14 protein-coding genes and 1 pseudogene are annotated in these 15,172 nt (G+C 69.9%); 6 read left to right on the plus strand and 9 right to left on the minus strand.

All coding sequences use genetic code 11. From position 1 onward, the window contains the following. Positions 1-563, minus strand: a pseudogene (locus CRP39_RS22490) (UDP-glucose/GDP-mannose dehydrogenase family protein); the annotation flags it as partial. A gap of 277 nt (positions 564-840) precedes the next feature. Between CRP39_RS22490 and CRP39_RS22495 the strand changes: the two are divergent. Together CRP39_RS22495 and CRP39_RS22500 are read left to right on the plus strand one after the other, a co-directional pair. After that, entirely contained in the window at positions 841-1,026 is a 186-nt protein-coding gene (locus CRP39_RS22495) for a hypothetical protein (protein ID WP_097208634.1), read from the plus strand. A gap of 116 nt (positions 1,027-1,142) precedes the next feature. After that, entirely contained in the window at positions 1,143-2,216 is a 1,074-nt protein-coding gene (locus tag CRP39_RS22500; protein WP_097208635.1) for an LCP family protein, read from the plus strand. Positions 2,217-2,292: 76 nt separating this feature from the next. Here the strand turns inward: CRP39_RS22500 and CRP39_RS27055 are convergent, their stop codons facing one another. Then, complete coding sequence (locus tag CRP39_RS27055; protein WP_172442579.1) at positions 2,293-3,021, minus strand: PP2C family protein-serine/threonine phosphatase; 729 nt, start codon at positions 3,019-3,021, stop codon at positions 2,293-2,295. Between the two features lie 264 nt (positions 3,022-3,285). Between CRP39_RS27055 and CRP39_RS27060 the strand changes: the two genes are divergently transcribed. Both CRP39_RS27060 and CRP39_RS22510 read left to right on the plus strand, forming a co-directional pair. After that, positions 3,286-3,498, plus strand: coding sequence for a hypothetical protein (locus CRP39_RS27060; RefSeq protein ID WP_172442580.1), 213 nt, complete (start codon positions 3,286-3,288; stop codon positions 3,496-3,498). A gap of 388 nt (positions 3,499-3,886) precedes the next feature. Then, positions 3,887-4,492 carry an arsenate reductase/protein-tyrosine-phosphatase family protein gene (locus CRP39_RS22510; RefSeq protein ID WP_172442581.1) on the plus strand — a complete coding sequence of 202 codons (606 nt, stop codon included), beginning with the start codon at positions 3,887-3,889 and terminating at the stop codon, positions 4,490-4,492. 68 nt (positions 4,493-4,560) lie between these two features. Here the strand turns inward: CRP39_RS22510 and rfbG are convergent, their stop codons facing one another. Continuing rightward, complete coding sequence (gene rfbG, locus CRP39_RS22515) at positions 4,561-5,679, minus strand: CDP-glucose 4,6-dehydratase (RefSeq protein WP_097208808.1); 1,119 nt, start codon at positions 5,677-5,679, stop codon at positions 4,561-4,563. Between the two features lie 54 nt (positions 5,680-5,733). Between rfbG and CRP39_RS22520 the strand changes: the two genes are divergently transcribed. Further along, positions 5,734-6,954, plus strand: coding sequence for a class I SAM-dependent methyltransferase (locus CRP39_RS22520; RefSeq protein ID WP_245854044.1), 1,221 nt, complete (start codon positions 5,734-5,736; stop codon positions 6,952-6,954). After that, the gene (locus CRP39_RS22525; protein ID WP_172442583.1) at positions 6,951-7,907 is read left to right on the plus strand and encodes a TIGR03621 family F420-dependent LLM class oxidoreductase; all 957 of its coding nucleotides are present in this window, start codon (positions 6,951-6,953) and stop codon (positions 7,905-7,907) included. The genes CRP39_RS22520 and CRP39_RS22525 overlap by 4 nt, the downstream gene beginning before the upstream one ends. Here CRP39_RS22525 and CRP39_RS22530 read toward each other — a convergent pair whose 3' ends face one another. From CRP39_RS22530 to CRP39_RS22555, 6 genes are all read right to left on the minus strand, one after another. After that, positions 7,908-9,272 (minus strand): protoporphyrinogen/coproporphyrinogen oxidase, encoded by a 1,365-nt coding sequence (locus tag CRP39_RS22530; protein WP_216359882.1) that lies wholly within the window; start codon positions 9,270-9,272, stop codon positions 7,908-7,910. After that, positions 9,269-10,291 carry a hypothetical protein gene (locus tag CRP39_RS22535; protein ID WP_097208641.1) on the minus strand — a complete coding sequence of 341 codons (1,023 nt, stop codon included), beginning with the start codon at positions 10,289-10,291 and terminating at the stop codon, positions 9,269-9,271. Before CRP39_RS22535 ends, CRP39_RS22530 begins: the two co-directional genes overlap by 4 nt. Next, positions 10,288-10,956 carry a PIG-L deacetylase family protein gene (locus CRP39_RS22540; protein ID WP_216359883.1) on the minus strand — a complete coding sequence of 223 codons (669 nt, stop codon included), beginning with the start codon at positions 10,954-10,956 and terminating at the stop codon, positions 10,288-10,290. Before CRP39_RS22540 ends, CRP39_RS22535 begins: the two co-directional genes overlap by 4 nt. Before the next feature lie 3 nt (positions 10,957-10,959). Continuing rightward, positions 10,960-11,841 (minus strand): sugar phosphate nucleotidyltransferase, encoded by an 882-nt coding sequence (locus CRP39_RS22545; RefSeq protein WP_216359884.1) that lies wholly within the window; start codon positions 11,839-11,841, stop codon positions 10,960-10,962. Positions 11,842-11,850: 9 nt separating this feature from the next. Further along, positions 11,851-13,089, minus strand: a complete 1,239-nt coding sequence (locus CRP39_RS22550; protein ID WP_097208810.1) for a class I SAM-dependent methyltransferase — start codon at positions 13,087-13,089, stop codon at positions 11,851-11,853. Between the two features lie 65 nt (positions 13,090-13,154). Continuing rightward, positions 13,155-14,171: a glycosyltransferase family 2 protein gene (locus tag CRP39_RS22555; RefSeq protein WP_097208642.1), complete on the minus strand. Its 1,017-nt coding sequence runs from the start codon at positions 14,169-14,171 to the stop codon at positions 13,155-13,157. Between the last annotated feature and the right edge of the window lie 1,001 nt (positions 14,172-15,172).

Consider the following 15,172-nt stretch of genomic DNA (forward strand, 5'->3'; position numbering starts at 1 on the left):
GGCGCGTACACCTCGTCCAGCAGCCGCTGCGCGGTGCCGCCGTCCGGGCCGGCCGGCAGGCCGTACACCAGCCGGTCGGGGTGCAGGGTGTCGGCGACGGCGAACCCCTCGCGGAGGAACTCCGGGTTCCAGGCCAGCAGCGCGCCGGGCACCTTGTCCCCGAACATGGCTGCGAGGTCCGCAGCGGTCCCGACCGGCACGGTGGACTTCCCGACGACGAGCTCGCCTGCGCCGAGGACCTGCAGCAGTGACTCGGCAGCGACTTGGACGAAGTGCAGGTCGGCGCCGTACTCGCCGTGCCTCTGCGGCGTCCCGACACAGATGAAGTGGACCTGCGCGCCCGCTGCGTCGGCGATGTCGGTACTGAAGCCCAGGCGCCCCGAGGCGAGCGCGTGGCCGAGGAGGTCGCCGAAGTCCGGCTCGTAGAACGGTGCGCGTCCCTTGCAGAGGGACGCCACCTTGCGATCGTCCACGTCGATGCCGACGACCTCATGGCCCAGTTCCACCATGGAAGCGGCATGGACGGCCCCGAGGTACCCGCAGCCGATGACGGAGATCCGCATGACCGCTGTTCCCCTTCGCCATCCCGTCGAGCCTTCGATTCGAAGTGGATCACGCGGAACGCGGCAGCGCCTGCCGAGGTGTCGACCGGCCGGCCGGCAGTCCTGACCGACGCGGGGCCAGGGGTCGCCGCCGCGGCGCGGACTCGCGCTGCCCCCCAGCAATGGGGGTGGGGACCGGCGAGCGCCCGTGGTTCAGTGGGCTCCGGGAAGGGCGCTCGGTGCGCCCGTCGCCCGCCGGGGGCTACGAGTCGTGCCGGACAGCTCGCCGGGAGGGCACATGAGCTGGGTGTGGGGCCTCGGGGCCGCCTGGCTGCTGGTCGCCGTCACCGGAGCCGTCGGCATCGGCCGGTCGATCCGTCTGGCCGAGCGTCGCGAGGTCAGGTCTGCCCCGTCCCGCACCGTCTTGCACGACGTCACGCCGAGCCGCCGGTGGCCTCAGTCGCGGGAGGCCGGGACCACGTGAGCCATCGGGGGCGACCCCGACCTGGGTCGATGCCTCACTCGCAGGAGTGGTGAGGAATCGTCTCCGCAGGCCTGTGCCCCTAGCGTCGGCCCTGTTGCCTGTCCGACGGGGGTCCCATGAGCGCTGACACGACTACCGAACCAGAGCAGCACACCGACGGGGACGTCGAGCCGGCGCCGCGGCGGCGTCGTCCGCTGCACCGTGCGCTCATCGGCCTGGGCGTCCTCGCTCTGGTGCTGGCGCTGCTCATCGGCGGCGGCCTGTGGTTCCTCACCGAGCGGTACGCCGGGAACATCGATCGCCTCTCCGACGTCTTCGCCGGCCTCGACGAGGAGGCGCGCCCGGCGCCGGCGACGCCGGCCCAGGAGGCCGCCGGCGCACCCGTGACCTTCCTGCTCGTCGGCTCCGACACCCGGGCGACGGCGGAGGTGGGCGTGGCCGCGGGCGGGCGCTCCGACGCGATCATGGTCGCCCGCCTGTCCGCCGACCGGCAGCACGCCCAGGTGATCTCCATCCCGCGCGACTCGTGGGTGGAGATCCCCGGCCACGGCAGGAACAAGATCAACGCGGCCTACGCGTTCGGCGGGCCGACCCTGCTCATCCAGACCGTGGAGCAGCTCACCGACGTCCGCATCGACCACTACGTGGCCATCGACTTCCAGGGGATCATCCAGGTCACCGACGACCTGGGCGGCGTGGACGTCGTCGTCGCCGAGACGACGAGCAACGGTCCGCACACCTTCCCGGCCGGCATGAACCACCTCGACGGCGACCAGGCCCGCTGGTACCTGGGCCAGCGCTACGGCCTCCCCGGCGGCGACTTCGACCGGGTGCGCCGGCAGCAGCAGTACCTGCAGGCTGTGTTCGGCAAGCTGTTCAGCTCCGACACCTTCACCGACCCGGCCCGGCTCGACGCCGCGCTCCTGGCGGTCACCAGCGCCGTGGCCGTGGACGACGGCCTGGGCAACGGCGAGATGCTGTCGCTGGCCTACTCCCTGCGTGGGCTGACGCCGGACAGCGTCGACTTCTTCACCACGCCGGTGCTCGGCACGGGCATGGAGGGGCCGGCGAGCGTGGTCTACCTCGACACGGTGTCCTGCGAGCGCATGTGGGCGTACCTGCAGAGCGACTCGCTGTCGCAGAACGCCGGGGAGTTCGCGGACGAGGCGCTGCCCGACGTCCCCCGCTGACCCGCTCCCCGGGTGGACCACCCTGTGGAGTCGGACAGCCCCTCAACTCTGCGGAGCACACCGCGTGGACGGGCGCTCAGGGGCGCTGCGGCTCCACGGTCACCAGGACGACCGTCGAGTTGTCGCGGGCTCCAGTCGTGTCCGCTGCAGCGACGAGGCCCTCGGCGAGGTCAGCCGGCCTCCCTGCCACGGCCACCAGCTCCGCGATGCGCTCGTCGCCGAGTTCCCCGGTCAGCCCGTCGGAACAGGCCAGGAGCCGGTCCCCGGGGAGCACGGGCAACAGCGCGATGTCTGCCTCGTTGCGGGCGCCCACGCCCAGGGCGCGGGTGATGATGTGCCGCTGCGGGTGGGTGGCGGCGATCTCGTCGGAGATGTACCCGGCGTCGATGAGCTCCTGCACGACCGAGTGATCCGTGCTGATCTGCTCCAGCTGGCCGTCGTGCCAGCGGTAGACCCGCGAGTCCCCCACGTGGAAGACCGCCCACTGCGGCCCGTTCCCCTCGTCAACGAGGGCCACGCCAGCCACCGTCGTCCCGGCGCCGCCGAGCCCCGGGCCCTTGAAGGCCCGGATCTCACCGTCGGCTCGCTGCAGGGCCAGCCGGATCCGCTGCACGGTCGTGGTCTTGCTACCGGTCAGGGCCTTGAGCGCCTGCACCACGACCTCCGCGGCGGCGGCACCGCCGGCGTGCCCGCCCATGCCGTCGGCCACGGCGAAGATCGGCGGCTCGGCCAGAAACCGATCCTGGTTGTCCTCGCGTTGACCTGTCGCGGTCGCCGCACCCCACGTCAGCTCGACCGGCGCCATCCACTCTCCACAACACGCATCGACGACAGGGCAACCCGCGGGGAAGGCAGGCGCGACGAGCGTAGAAGGTGTCCGGCCCGGCGGCAGGTTTCGCACAGACGGACGGAGACGCGTCGCCTCCGACTCGAGGCCGTCATTGCTCGCGAGGCGGAGGATCCGACGTTCGCTGCCCGGGTCGACGCCGCGATCCGCACGGCGCTGACGGCGAAGGCGTAGGCCGGGCTCCTCCCCCGGCGTGACCGGCACCCCCGCTACGGTCCCCTCGTGATCCGCTGGGGCTGCGCGCTCGTCGTCGCCGGGGTGCTGTCGGCGTTCGCGTTCCTGCTCGTGACGGGGGAGTACATCACCGACGGTCCGGTGCTCATCCAGTTCAGCGAGAGCCACGGGGTCCACCGCGGCGACGTCTTCGTCCTGTGCGGCTGGGTTGCAGCCATCCTGTCGGAGGTCGCCCTCCTGGGCACCTCTCGGAGACGCTGAGCTCAGCGGCGTCGCAGACGATCCGGAGGGACCGGCCCGACGGAAGTTCCCGGGGGTGCACAGCGCGCAGTCCGTGCCGCGCCGGTGGTGCTCGTGCGCCGTCCGCCCCTGACCGCAGCGGGCGTCACCATGTCGTCCACGCCCGGACGGAGGCGACCGCTCGGGCCGCGAGTTGGCGACGACGACCGGGGGGTGGTCCGAACGTCGACCCACGCTGCTGGACATGCGCGGCGGTGTCGGGCGCCGGGTGAGCAGCATGACGTCGACGTCAGTGGACCCGGTCGTCCAGTTCTCCGCACTCTGCGACGGGCGTCGATGAGTCCTCCCACGGAGTGACTGTGAGGGCTCAAGAAAATACGTTCCGTATGAGAATCCGTACCTTGTGTACGTGCACCTTCTCTTCGTATGCACCGGCAACGTCTGCCGCTCGCCGATCGCGGAGCGGCTGGCGACCACGTGGCTCGGCGAGACCACTGGGTGTCCCCGTCACGGTGACGAGGTGCGCATCTCCAGCGCAGGCGTGCGTGCGACAGATGGTGACCCGATGGACCCTCGGTCGGCCGCCGCTCTGGTCGAACTCGGTGGTGCTCCGCGTGACTTTCGTTCACAGCGGTTGACCCCCGAGTTGGCGGTCTCGGCCGACCTGGTCCTCACCATGACCCGGCGACACCGGCGGTCGACACTGGAGCTGACGCCGCGCGGCCTGCGGCGGACGTTCACCGTGAACGAGGCGGCCGATCTCCTCAGGAGCGCCGACCTGAGTGGACTGGACCGGCTGCCTCCTGAGGCGCGGACGCGCGAGCTGGGGATCCGCCTCGATGCCCAGCGCAAGTGGCGCGCCTCTTCCGGCGACGACGACATCGAGGACCCGATCGGTCGCCGCCTGCCGGTGCACCAGCAGGTGGCGAACACGATCGCCGCGGCCCTGCGCCCGCTGACCGACGTCCTCTTCGGCTGCGCTCACACCGGACCCAGCTTGCTGGCCAGGGACTGACCGGGAGAGCACCGCCCGTCCTCACAGCGCACGAGCACGCCACTGCCTCCGGATCGCCGCCGGCCCCGTCAGGGGTCGCCGCGTTCCCGGCCGTACGCGCGGATGTCCACCAGGCAGCCGGCACGGGCACTGTCCGGATCGGATTCATAGGCCCGATACCACCGGGCCGTCCGCGCGACCGCCTCGTCGAGGCGCCACCGCGGCCGCCAGCACAGGTCCGTGGCCGCTCTGCCGATGCCGAGCCTGAGCACCCCGGCCTCCGGCGCATGCCCCGTGCTGACCTCACCGCGCCAGCGTCCCTCACGCGGGGACTCGGGATCCCAGGCGCTCAGGAGACTGTCGACGAGCTGTCCCACCGTGGCGTCATCCGCCGGGTCGGGGCCGAAGTTGTACGCCGAGCCGACGTCGTCACCGGCCGGACCAGCAAGATGAGCGGCCAGCGTCAGATAGCCCGACAGCGGCTCGAGCACGTGCTGCCATGGGCGGACAGCGGAGGGATGACGCAGCACGGTCGGCTCACGCCGCGCTCGTGCCCTCGCCAGATCGGCGACCAAGCCGTCAGCGGTCCAGTCTCCACCTCCGATGACGTTGCCCGCGCGTCCAGTCGCCAAGCGACGTACCGGACCTCCTTCATCCCGAGCGGTGCGGTCGAAGAACGAACACCGGTAGGACTGGGCGACCATTTCCTGCGCCGCCTTGCTGGCACTGTAGGGATCGCGTCCGCCGAGCCGGTCGTCCTCGATGAACGGACGCCCCGACTCGTCGTTGGCGTAGCACTTGTCGCTCGTCACCACGACGACTGCGCAGTCACGGTCCAAGGTCCTGACGGCGTCCAACAGCGCCGTCGTGCCATCGACGTTCACCGCGAACGTCTCAGCGGGACGCATGTACCCCTCGCGCACGACCGTCCTGGCAGCGAGGTGCAGCACGACGTCGGGTGCGGCCTGCTGGAGGGCGTCAGCGACCGATTCACGGTCTCGGATGTCGCCCACCACGTGTCGCTCGAGGTCCCTGACCACATCAGCCACCTCGAACAGGGAGGGCTCGGTCTCCGGCGACAGCGCATAGCCCGTGACGCGGGCGCCCATGTCTGCCAACCACAGCGACAGCCACGACCCCTTGAAGCCGGTGTGGCCAGTGACGAACACCGATCGGCCGGCGAACGCGGCAGCCAGGTCCTCCGTCATGGTCCCTGCCTGCCCCATGCTGCCACGATAGGGCCGTAGGGGATGAGGTGGCGGATGAGGAACTCGCGGTCGAGCGGTTGCCGTGCCTGTGGGACCGCCTCCGTGGTCACGGTGCTCGACCTCGGGACTCAACCCGTCGCCGACGACCTGTTCGACGACGCCGGTCAGGCTGCAGCGGCGCCGCGGCACCGGTTGGCTCTCGGATGTTGCCAGGAGTGTGGCCTGGTCCAGCTGGATGCCTCGACCCCCGTACTCGCCAACGCCGCGCACGGACACGGGAGCGTGTACTCGGGAACCGTCCTGCAGCACGAGCGGGCGTGGGTCGCAGAGCTGCTGGAGGTGTCATCCCTACGCGACGGAGGATCGGTCCTCGATGTGAGCAGCGGAGCCGGAGGCCTGTTGCGCGTGTTCGCGGACGCCGGCCACGTGGTGAGGGGGTGGGAGCGGGACGCCGCACTCGCCCGACAGGCCTCAGCGGCAGGCCTGCCGACCGACCACGACGACGGCATGGACCTGGGGCCGGGTGAGACGTTCGACCTCGTGGTGGTCAACCACAGCCTCAGTCACGCCGACGACCTGGATGCGGCGGTGGAGCGATGTGTCGGCGCCGTCGCGCCCACGGGCACCTTGGCCGTCGAGTTCCACTCGGTGTCGGGCGTCCTCGGCGGCGGACAGTTCGACGTCATCTGTCACGCCCACCGCAGCTATCTGTCTCTGGGTGTGCTGGCCGGCGTGCTCGCCCGCCATGGCATGACCATCACCGATGCGCGGTCCCTACCCCTGCACGGCGGGGTGGTGCGCCTCCAGGCGCGTCACACCACACCTGGTCTCACCCCCGCTCCTGGCGCAGTCGAGATCATGGCCGCTGAGGCCACCCAGAGGAGCGACCGACCGGAAGCCTGGGCTTCGGCAGCGATACATGCCGACCGGGTCCGCAGCCGACTCCGCACCTTCATCGCTGAGAGCCGTTCAGCCGGTCACACCGTGGCTGCCTACGGCGCGCCCAGCCGGGGAGCCACCCTGCTCAACTTCTGTGGTCTGCGAGCCGACCAGATCCCCTGGACGGCTGACCGCGCACCGGCCAAGCAGGGCCGTTTCCTGCCAGGTGTCGCCACCGCGGTGATCCCACCAGAGGAGCTCCTGGCGCGACGGCCGGACGTCGTCGTCGTGCTGGTGTGGCCGCTGCGCTCGGAGGTGCTCGCTCAGCTCGACGACCTCCGCCGGGCCGGGACACGGTTCGTGTTCCCGCTGCCGGAGCCCGAGGTGGTCGCGTGACCCGGCCCTTCCGCTTCATCGCCCCCGCACCTCGGCTCACCGGCGACCCGGCTCGGTGGAGAGCCGAGGTGCGCCGCATCGAGGATCTCGGCTTCTCCACGCTGTCGATCGGGGACCACGTCAGCCGGGGATGGGCTCTCGAACCGGTCACCGCGATGACCGTGGCCGCCGAGGCCACGAGCCGGCTACGGGTGCTGTCCCTGGCTCTGGCGAACGACTACCGCCATCCGGTCATCCTCCACAAGGCCCTCGCCACCCTGGACGTGTTCAGCAGCGGGCGGGTCGAGCTGGGCATCGGCGCTGGGTGGATGCAGTCCGACTACGACTCTGCGGGCATCCCGATGGACCCCGCTGCGACGAGGATCGAACGGCTCGAGGAGTCCCTACGCATCCTGACCGGGCTGTTCGGCCCCGCACCAGTGAACGTCACCGGCCGGTACTACCGGATCCGCGATCTCGACGGACTGCCGAAACCGGTGCAACGACCTCGGCCTCCCCTACTGGTCGGCGGAGGTGGCCGACGGATGCTGTCGCTGGCGGCCCGGGTGGCCGACATCGTCGGTGTCCACTGCACCCTGCCCTCTGGCGTGCAGGACGCGGCGGCCGTGGCCGACCTGGCTGCCGATCGCATCGCCGAGAAGGTGCGCTGGGTACAGGAGGCGGCGGAGGCGGTAGGACGCCGCGTCTCCGACCTCGAGCTGCAGTTCAGCGTCTACCACTGTCTCATCACGCGGCCCGGACACATCGGCGCGCCCAACCGCTCGAGCTTCGCCGCCTTGATCGCCGCCGCGCCGGAGCTGCTCGCGGACTCACCGGCGGTTCTCGTCGGTGACGTAGAGAGGTGCGTCGACACGCTCATCGAGCGACGGGAGCGTTATGGCTTCAGCTACCTCAACCTCGGAGGCGACGTGGAATCCGTGGCGCCGATCGTCGCACGACTCGCCGGCACCTGATCATCCCGCTCCCGCGACCAGTGCCTCCGCCGCCGCCCCCAGACGGACTCCGGCCAGGACGTGCCGTCCGGCGCGCTCGCCGCTGAGGAAGGCCTCGTCCGTCCACGAGTGGTCCCAGTCGCCGTAGCGACCGCACCAGACCACGCCGACACTCGCCAGGAAGCTGTGCACCATGTCGACGGCATCAGCTCGTTGGTGGTCCCAGATCACGTTGGCGTAGCGGATGGGACGTGCTTCCGCGACGAGTAACCGATCGTCGCTCCGCAGCACACCGCACCGACGGAGGTCGGTGAGCACTCGCTCGACGAGTTGTGCCGAGGTCATCCCCAGCGGTCGATAGCGATCCGAGTGGTAGACCTCGGCCTGGATGGACCCAGCACCGGCCGGTGCCACGTGCGGAGTGAACATGTGCGGGAAGTTCAAACGGGCGAAGAGGACGTCCGGGTCGTAGTAGTAGGTGATGTGCGCCGGGGACAGGTCATCCCGCTCGACGCCTATGTTCACCACTGTGGCGGAGCTGTAGGACAACGCTCGTGCCGCGGCCAACACGTCGGGGGGCGCTCCCTCGATCATGGGTACGAGATCCGGGAGCGGTATCGAGGAGATGACCGCTTCCGCCTGCGTCTCCTTGCCATCGGCGAAGCGCAGGAGCCGACGCTCCGGGTCCAACCCCACCACCCGGCGACCCACCCGCACGTCGAGGCCACGTCTCAGACCGACCAGATAGGCACCGAAGCCGCCACGCTCGGGGTAGCGGAACTCCGTCACGTAGTGCTTGTGCGGGCGGGTGGCATCGAGCGCCCCTCTCAGCATCTCCTCGAGGTCCGGGCGGTACATGCGGGGGCCGAGCCATTCGGTCGTCAGGTTCTCCGGCTCGGTGGTGTGGTACTTCCGGCCGTACACCATGGGGAAGGCCTCAGCGAACGTGCGGCCGTAGGCGGCGACGAGCCAGTCGGCGTAGTTGTTCACCGCTCGGGGCGGTGCGGACGTCTCCGCCACGAAATCGGTGAGAACGGACACCGCCAGGTCCTTCGGGAGACCGTGCAGGTTCAACTGCACCGGGTGCCGGACACGGTGGCCCTGCCACACGTTGTCGATGACCGCCTCCACCGTCCGGTAACGGCCGTCGACGGCGTCGGCCAGCAGAGCCGCGATGCGCTCGTGCTTGGTGAACGAGACATGGGGTCCGTCGTCGAACAGGAAGCCGCTGCCGACCTCGAACGTCGTCGTGTGGCCACCAGCCCGGTCCCGCGCCTCGAGGCACACAGCTGGGATGCCGGCGTCGCGCAGCACATGAGCTGCCCCCATCGCCGCCATACCGGACCCGAGAACGGCGACCGGCAGTGGTCCTCCTGTCTCCGTCATCCGTGGGCCTCGGCTTCGTCGACCCGACCCCCGTCACGCGCGAGCCACGCCTCACGCCAGTAGGTCTCGGTCTGGCGAGTACAGAGACCGTGGTAAAGGCCGCGGCACACCGCTCCCTCGAGCACGAGACAATCCGCGCCCATCGTCAGCATGCGACCGGTCACATCATCGATGATCTTGTGGATCCGCCGGTCCACCCGCCGACTCGTTCCGCAGTACGGCAGCATCTCCGGGTCGAAGGAGAGGCCACGGTTGTAGCCACGGCGATCCAGAGTGGCTCGGATCTCCTTGCGGGTGCGCACCCGGACCCGCTCCCCGGGCTGGAGGTCGAGAGTGACCTTGGGCGTCCGATCCAGTTTCCCGTGCACCCAGGGGAAAGGCGCCCCCCCGTGGACCAGGAGCCACGACGGCAGGCGACGACTGTGCCCCTGGTAGGTGTTGAAGAGGTACGGGAGGAGGTGGCGCAACACGGTTCGCCAACCGAGGTTCCCGTTGCGGACGTCCTGAGCGAAGTGCCGCAGGTCCCAGTGATGGACCTTGCTCGTGGCGGCGACGACCTCCGTGGCTTGACACGACCAGCGCTCTTCGCCGTCCTCGGCCGCCGGCGCGTGCGTGGCACGCAGGAGATCCTCAGAGGAGGCCCCTCCCCGCTGTCTTGGCGGAGTCGCCTGGACGACCGCTCCATCGCTCGACTCATCGACCGGCTTGAGCCACTCCTCCTTCCAGAAGATCAGACAGCCGGCCTGGCAACCCCCGTGGGCAGAGCCGTCACAGCGAACCCCGTCCAGGTGGACGCTGTCCTCGAGCTTGCGCAGTCCCCCCCAGAAGCAGGTGGTGTCGGCGCGACTGACCACGGTGAACCGGGACCCGCACGACGCCAGCATCTCGGGCATGAACGGCATCCGGTCGAGCGTGCCGTCCCTCTCGAGGGTCGCGAGCACCTCCGCCTCACTCCGCACCTCGACGACGTCCCCCGTGCGGAGGCGCCGGAGCGGCGGAGCGGCATTCGATCGGGTCATGTCGGGCCTCCAGCCGTGAACGTCATGACGGACTTCGAGCAGGTGAACGCCTCGGCGTATCGGGACCCGCACTCGGCGCCGCGTAATCGGGCCAGTCCCAGGAAGACGTCGCGGTCGAACCAGTGCCGTCCTCGCTGGGACGGGAAATGGCGCATCAGGAGTTCGGCTTTGCGGTCGGCCACCTCGTCGGTCATCGGGACGTAGAGGGTCCGCCGGATCAGATCCCCGTCCCACTTCGGGATCTCGTAGCAGAGGGTGAGGACGTCGCGGAACACGGTCGGCAGGATCTCAGCGACGACCCGGTGGTCCTGGTGCGCCTCGTCCCGGCTCGGGCCGATGAGCAGGTCCGGTGCCGGGCCGGTCAGGGCGCGGCTCTCCAACAACTCCTTCACCTCAGCCCATGCGGCCGGGAGGCGCCCGTCCGGCAGGTCATGGACGAAGACGGCGTGCTCGGCGCCAGCCAGGAAGTCGTCCGCGCTGGCGCGCGCCTCGTCGGCCCGCGTGGGCGTACCGGTGAGCACCAGGACGTCGACGCACAGGTCGGGCACCGCCCGGACCAGTTCCAGCAACGCGCCCCCGGCCCCGATCTCCACGTCGTCCGGATGCGCACCGACGGCGAGCACGCGCAACTGACGCGACGGAACTCGCGGCACGAGGGGCAGCACGCGCTAACTCCGCCCCTGGACGGCAGGCGCCGGCTCGAATCGGGGATTGGGCAGAGAGCCCATCAGGTCCTCCGCCGGTGCGAGCACGGGGGTCGGACCGAGGGCGGCGCTCGCTTCCCAGACCGCCCAGGGACGGACACCGGACTGGTAGAGCTCCTCGAGTCGTACCCGTTCCTTGATGGTGTCGGCCGGCACCCAGAAACCCTCGTGCCGGTAGGCGGCCAGTTGCCCCTTCTCCGCCAGGCGGACCAGAGCGCCGTCGACCAGGTCCTCCCCCGGCAGCAGCACGTCGAAGATGTCCCGGCGGAACACGAAGAACCCGCCGTTCTCCCAGATCGGGAACTGGCTGACCGGACGGATGCCGGCAACCCTCTCGCACTCGTCGATCTCGAGGACGTGGAAGGACGATTGAGGCGGAACGGCCGTCAGCGACGCGACAGCCCCGCTGGCACGGAAACGGTCGATCACCTCGGGAAGTGGGATGTCGCTCAGCACGTCGGCGTAGTTGGCCAGGAAGTAGTCCTCGCCCTCCAGATGCGGACGGACGCGACGGAGCCGCTCCCCGATGCTGCTGTGCAACCCGGTGTCCAGGAAGGTGATGCGCCAGTCCGCGAGGTCGCTCCTCAGCAGGTTCACCTCCTGCCCGCCGCCGGTCAGCACGAAGTCGTTCGTGGCGGTCTCGTCGTAGTGCAGGAAGTAGTCCTTGATGTCTCTGGCGCCGTATCCCAGACAGAGGATGAAGTCGGTGTGGCCGTAGTGTGCGTAGTAGCGCATGACGTGCCAGAGCAGGGGACGGTCACCGATCATGACCATCGGCTTCGGCGCGGCGGACGAGCCATCCCGCATGCGCATGCCGTGGCCTCCGCAGAAGAGGACGACCTTCATCTCTGCTCCTCAGTCGATGTCCAGTGAGGGGATGGGGACGACCAGGCGGCAGCCCCACTCGCGGACGTAGTCCAGTTGGGTGGCGATCTCGCGCCGCAGGTTCCACGGCAGGAGCAGGATGAAATCCGGCCGGTCCCTGGCTATCTCCTCGGGCGCGAGGATCGGGATGTGCGTGCCGGGGAGGTACTTCCCCTGCTTGAACGGGTTCCTGTCGACGGTGTAAGGGAGCAGGTCCGCCCGTATCCCGCAGTGGTTGAGGAGCGTGTTGCCCTTGCCCGGAGCACCGTAGCCGACCACACGCTTGCCGTCGTTGGCTGCTGAAGCGAGAAAGGTGAGCAAGTCGCGCTTGACCCTCGAGACGGCCTCGGCGAAGCCGAGGTGTCCCGCGAGTGTGTGCAGCCCTCGACGCGCCTCCTCTGCGAGGAGGTCGTCCACCGCCCTGGTCCGTGTCGTCGCGTGCCGGCCCTGACGTGCCCAGATGCGCAGGGACCCGCCGTGCGAGGCCAACTCCTCGACGTCCACCACGTCCAGCCCCGCAGTCGCCAGCACTCGCTGCGCGGTCAGCAGCGTGTAGTACGAGAAGTGCTCGTGGTAGATCGTGTCGTACTGCGACCTCTCGATCAGGCGCATGAGGTGCGGGACCTCGATGCTCAACCAGCCGTCGTCGGCGAGGAGGGCGGCGAGTCCTCGGCTGAAGTCCTGGACGTCGGGTACGTGGGCGAAGACGTTGTTGGCGACGACGAGGCGAGCCGGCCCGTACCGCGAACGCAGGCGGTGTCCCTCCTCCTCGCCGAGGAAGGCGATGTGCGTCGGCACGCCTCTCTCCCGGGCGACGGTGGCGATGTTGGCCGCCGGTTCCACCCCGAGTACCGGGATCCCCCGCGCCACGAGGTGCTGGAGCAGGTAGCCATCGTTGCTGGCGACCTCCACCACGAGGCTCGAGGCGTCCAGGGCCAGCCGCTCGACCGCGTCGTCGGTGAACACCCGCGCGTGTTCGACCCAGGACGACGAGTACGAGGAGAAGTAGGCGTAGTCCGAGAAGATGTCCTCGGCGGGGATGTGCGGGGGCAACTGCACGAGGAGACAGTCGGCGCAGATCCACACACGCAAGGGGTAGAAGACCTCCGGCGCCTCGAGCCGCTCACGTGGGACGTAGCTCTCGCACGGCGGGGACATCCCCAGGTCCACGAAGACATCGGTGAGCCGCCTCCCGCAGAGGCGACACGGACCACCACCCTGAGGCGCCAGCGCCGCCGGACCGCCGTCGGATGGGAGCTGGCGCGTGCGGCCTCCTCGGTCGGCCGCCCCGATGCTCACGCGGCGCCCCGGGAGGACGAGCTCTTGAGAGAGCGCCGCCGCGCACGAGCTGCTCTGAGCCTGTCGATGCTCGAAGCGCGGGCCCGCGGGGGCAGCAGGGAGAGCGCCAGCCCGACGGAGGCACTCAGGCGGGCGCCGTGCGTCAGCGCTCTCAGCAGGTGACGCCGCGCCTCGTCGGCACTCCCGTCAGCGAGGAGGCTCAATCCGAGGCTCGCCCTGAAGGGAGCGCTGGAGCGGAGGAGTTCCTCCCTCAGATCGCTCACCCGGGGGTCGGCGAGGATGCGGTCATAGGTGTAGACGTGCGCTCTCTCGAGTCGGCTGGACCGCGTGGCCGTCTCGTCGTGCAGCCGGTAGCGCATGAGCCGCTGCGGCACGTAGTAGGCGGCCCCCCCGTCACGACAAGCGAGATACGTCATCCACACCTCATAGGGTGGCGCCACTTCTGGGGGCACCTCATCCCAGTCGATGAGGCCGTTGCGGAAGACCGTTGCGGCCACGAAGAACACGGCACGGTGCACGAGGGCGAGGCGGGTGAAGGGCTCGTATCGGCCTTCTGGAAGGCCGGCCCTTCCCCGCTCCCGCGTGTTGGACTCGGTCCACTCCGGGAGGACGGCCCCGCCGGCGTCCATCACCCAGTGGTCAGCGAACGTGAGCACGATGCTCGGATCGGCCCTGAGGGGTTCGACCATCACCTCGAGGAACCGAGGTTCCCACTCGTCGTCGTCGTGCAGGGTCGCCACGAGTTCGCCGCGCGCATGCCGGTACATCGCGAGGGCGTTCTCGAGACCGTTCGTCTCCCTCTCGTTGCGCCTGTACCGCAGCCGACGGTCGCCGTAGCACTCCACCAAGGCCGCGACCTCGTCAGAGCCCTCGCTGTCCGAGACGAGGATCTCGGTGTTCGTGTAGGTCTGGGCGAGAGCGCTCTCGATGGCCCCGCGCAACATCTTCGGTCGCCGGTACGTGGGTATGGCGACCGTGACCAGGGGATGAGTCACCTCGTCGGGGATCTCCATTCCTCGACCGCTCGTCACGAGAGCGCCGTCATATCACCGAGGCATCCGAGTGCGGCCGACGGCTGGGGTGATCGGCGACCTGCGGCTCGGTGCCCGACCACCTGACAGCCATCCCGCCACCTCCCGCATGGGGTGCCTCGGCCAGGCACGGAGCACGACGCACTCCTGAACTCCCGTCGGAGCAGACATTCAGCCGTGCGCGTTCCGGAGTAGTCAAGGCCTTCCCCGCCCGTCCGGACGGCTTGAGACTCAAGAATGCGGAGTGTCGCCGGAATTGAGCGGACCGTGCCCAACTGAAACGCCGAACCCGCGCAGTACTCGAAGACCTGAGGCCGTCCGACGTCCCGACCCGAGGTCCCTGGCGTCGCTGAGGCCGCGCGTCAGGGACTCATCACTCGGTTCTTCCTCGCTCACGTGCGCTGTGCCCTCGTCCCGGTGGAGCACCACGACGGCCGCGAGCACCGTGAGGAGGCATGCGCGCTGGTGTCGCCCACCTCCTGGTGGACCTCGACGGGGCGCCCGATCGGATCGAGGACGTCGTCGTTCTCGCTCGCACGCCGGCGCCCACGCGCCTCGGCCATCTGCCTGACGAGTGCGCGGGTCCGGAGCATGAGCGTCTCCTCCGGGACGTGGAGCCCGGCCCCCCGCCTGCAGCACCGCGCACCGCTGGGCACGGGTCATGCCGAGCACCAGGCCCGCAGGGCGGCCGTGGTCCCGGGGAACTGCCGCGCGCGGAAGCCCCCGGGCTCGCCGCCGGACCACTGAGGACCACGACGCGGTGGGGATGCATCTCCGAGCCGACGAGCGCTGCCGTCCCCGCGCTGCCCCACCGGACCCTGCCGACATGAGCGCCACAACGCCGCTTCCTTGTACGCCGTCCGCAGTCGCTCAGCGAGCGCCGACCGGCAGACGCTGCGGGTGCAGACCAACAGCGCGGCGAAGAACCCCATGCCCCGACCAAGGACAACGCACTCGACCATGCTGCGCTCACGCGGCGGTCT

The sequence above is a fragment of the Geodermatophilus sabuli genome (assembly GCF_900215145.1).
In the GTDB taxonomy this organism is placed as follows: Bacteria; Actinomycetota; Actinomycetes; order Mycobacteriales; family Geodermatophilaceae; genus Geodermatophilus; species Geodermatophilus sabuli.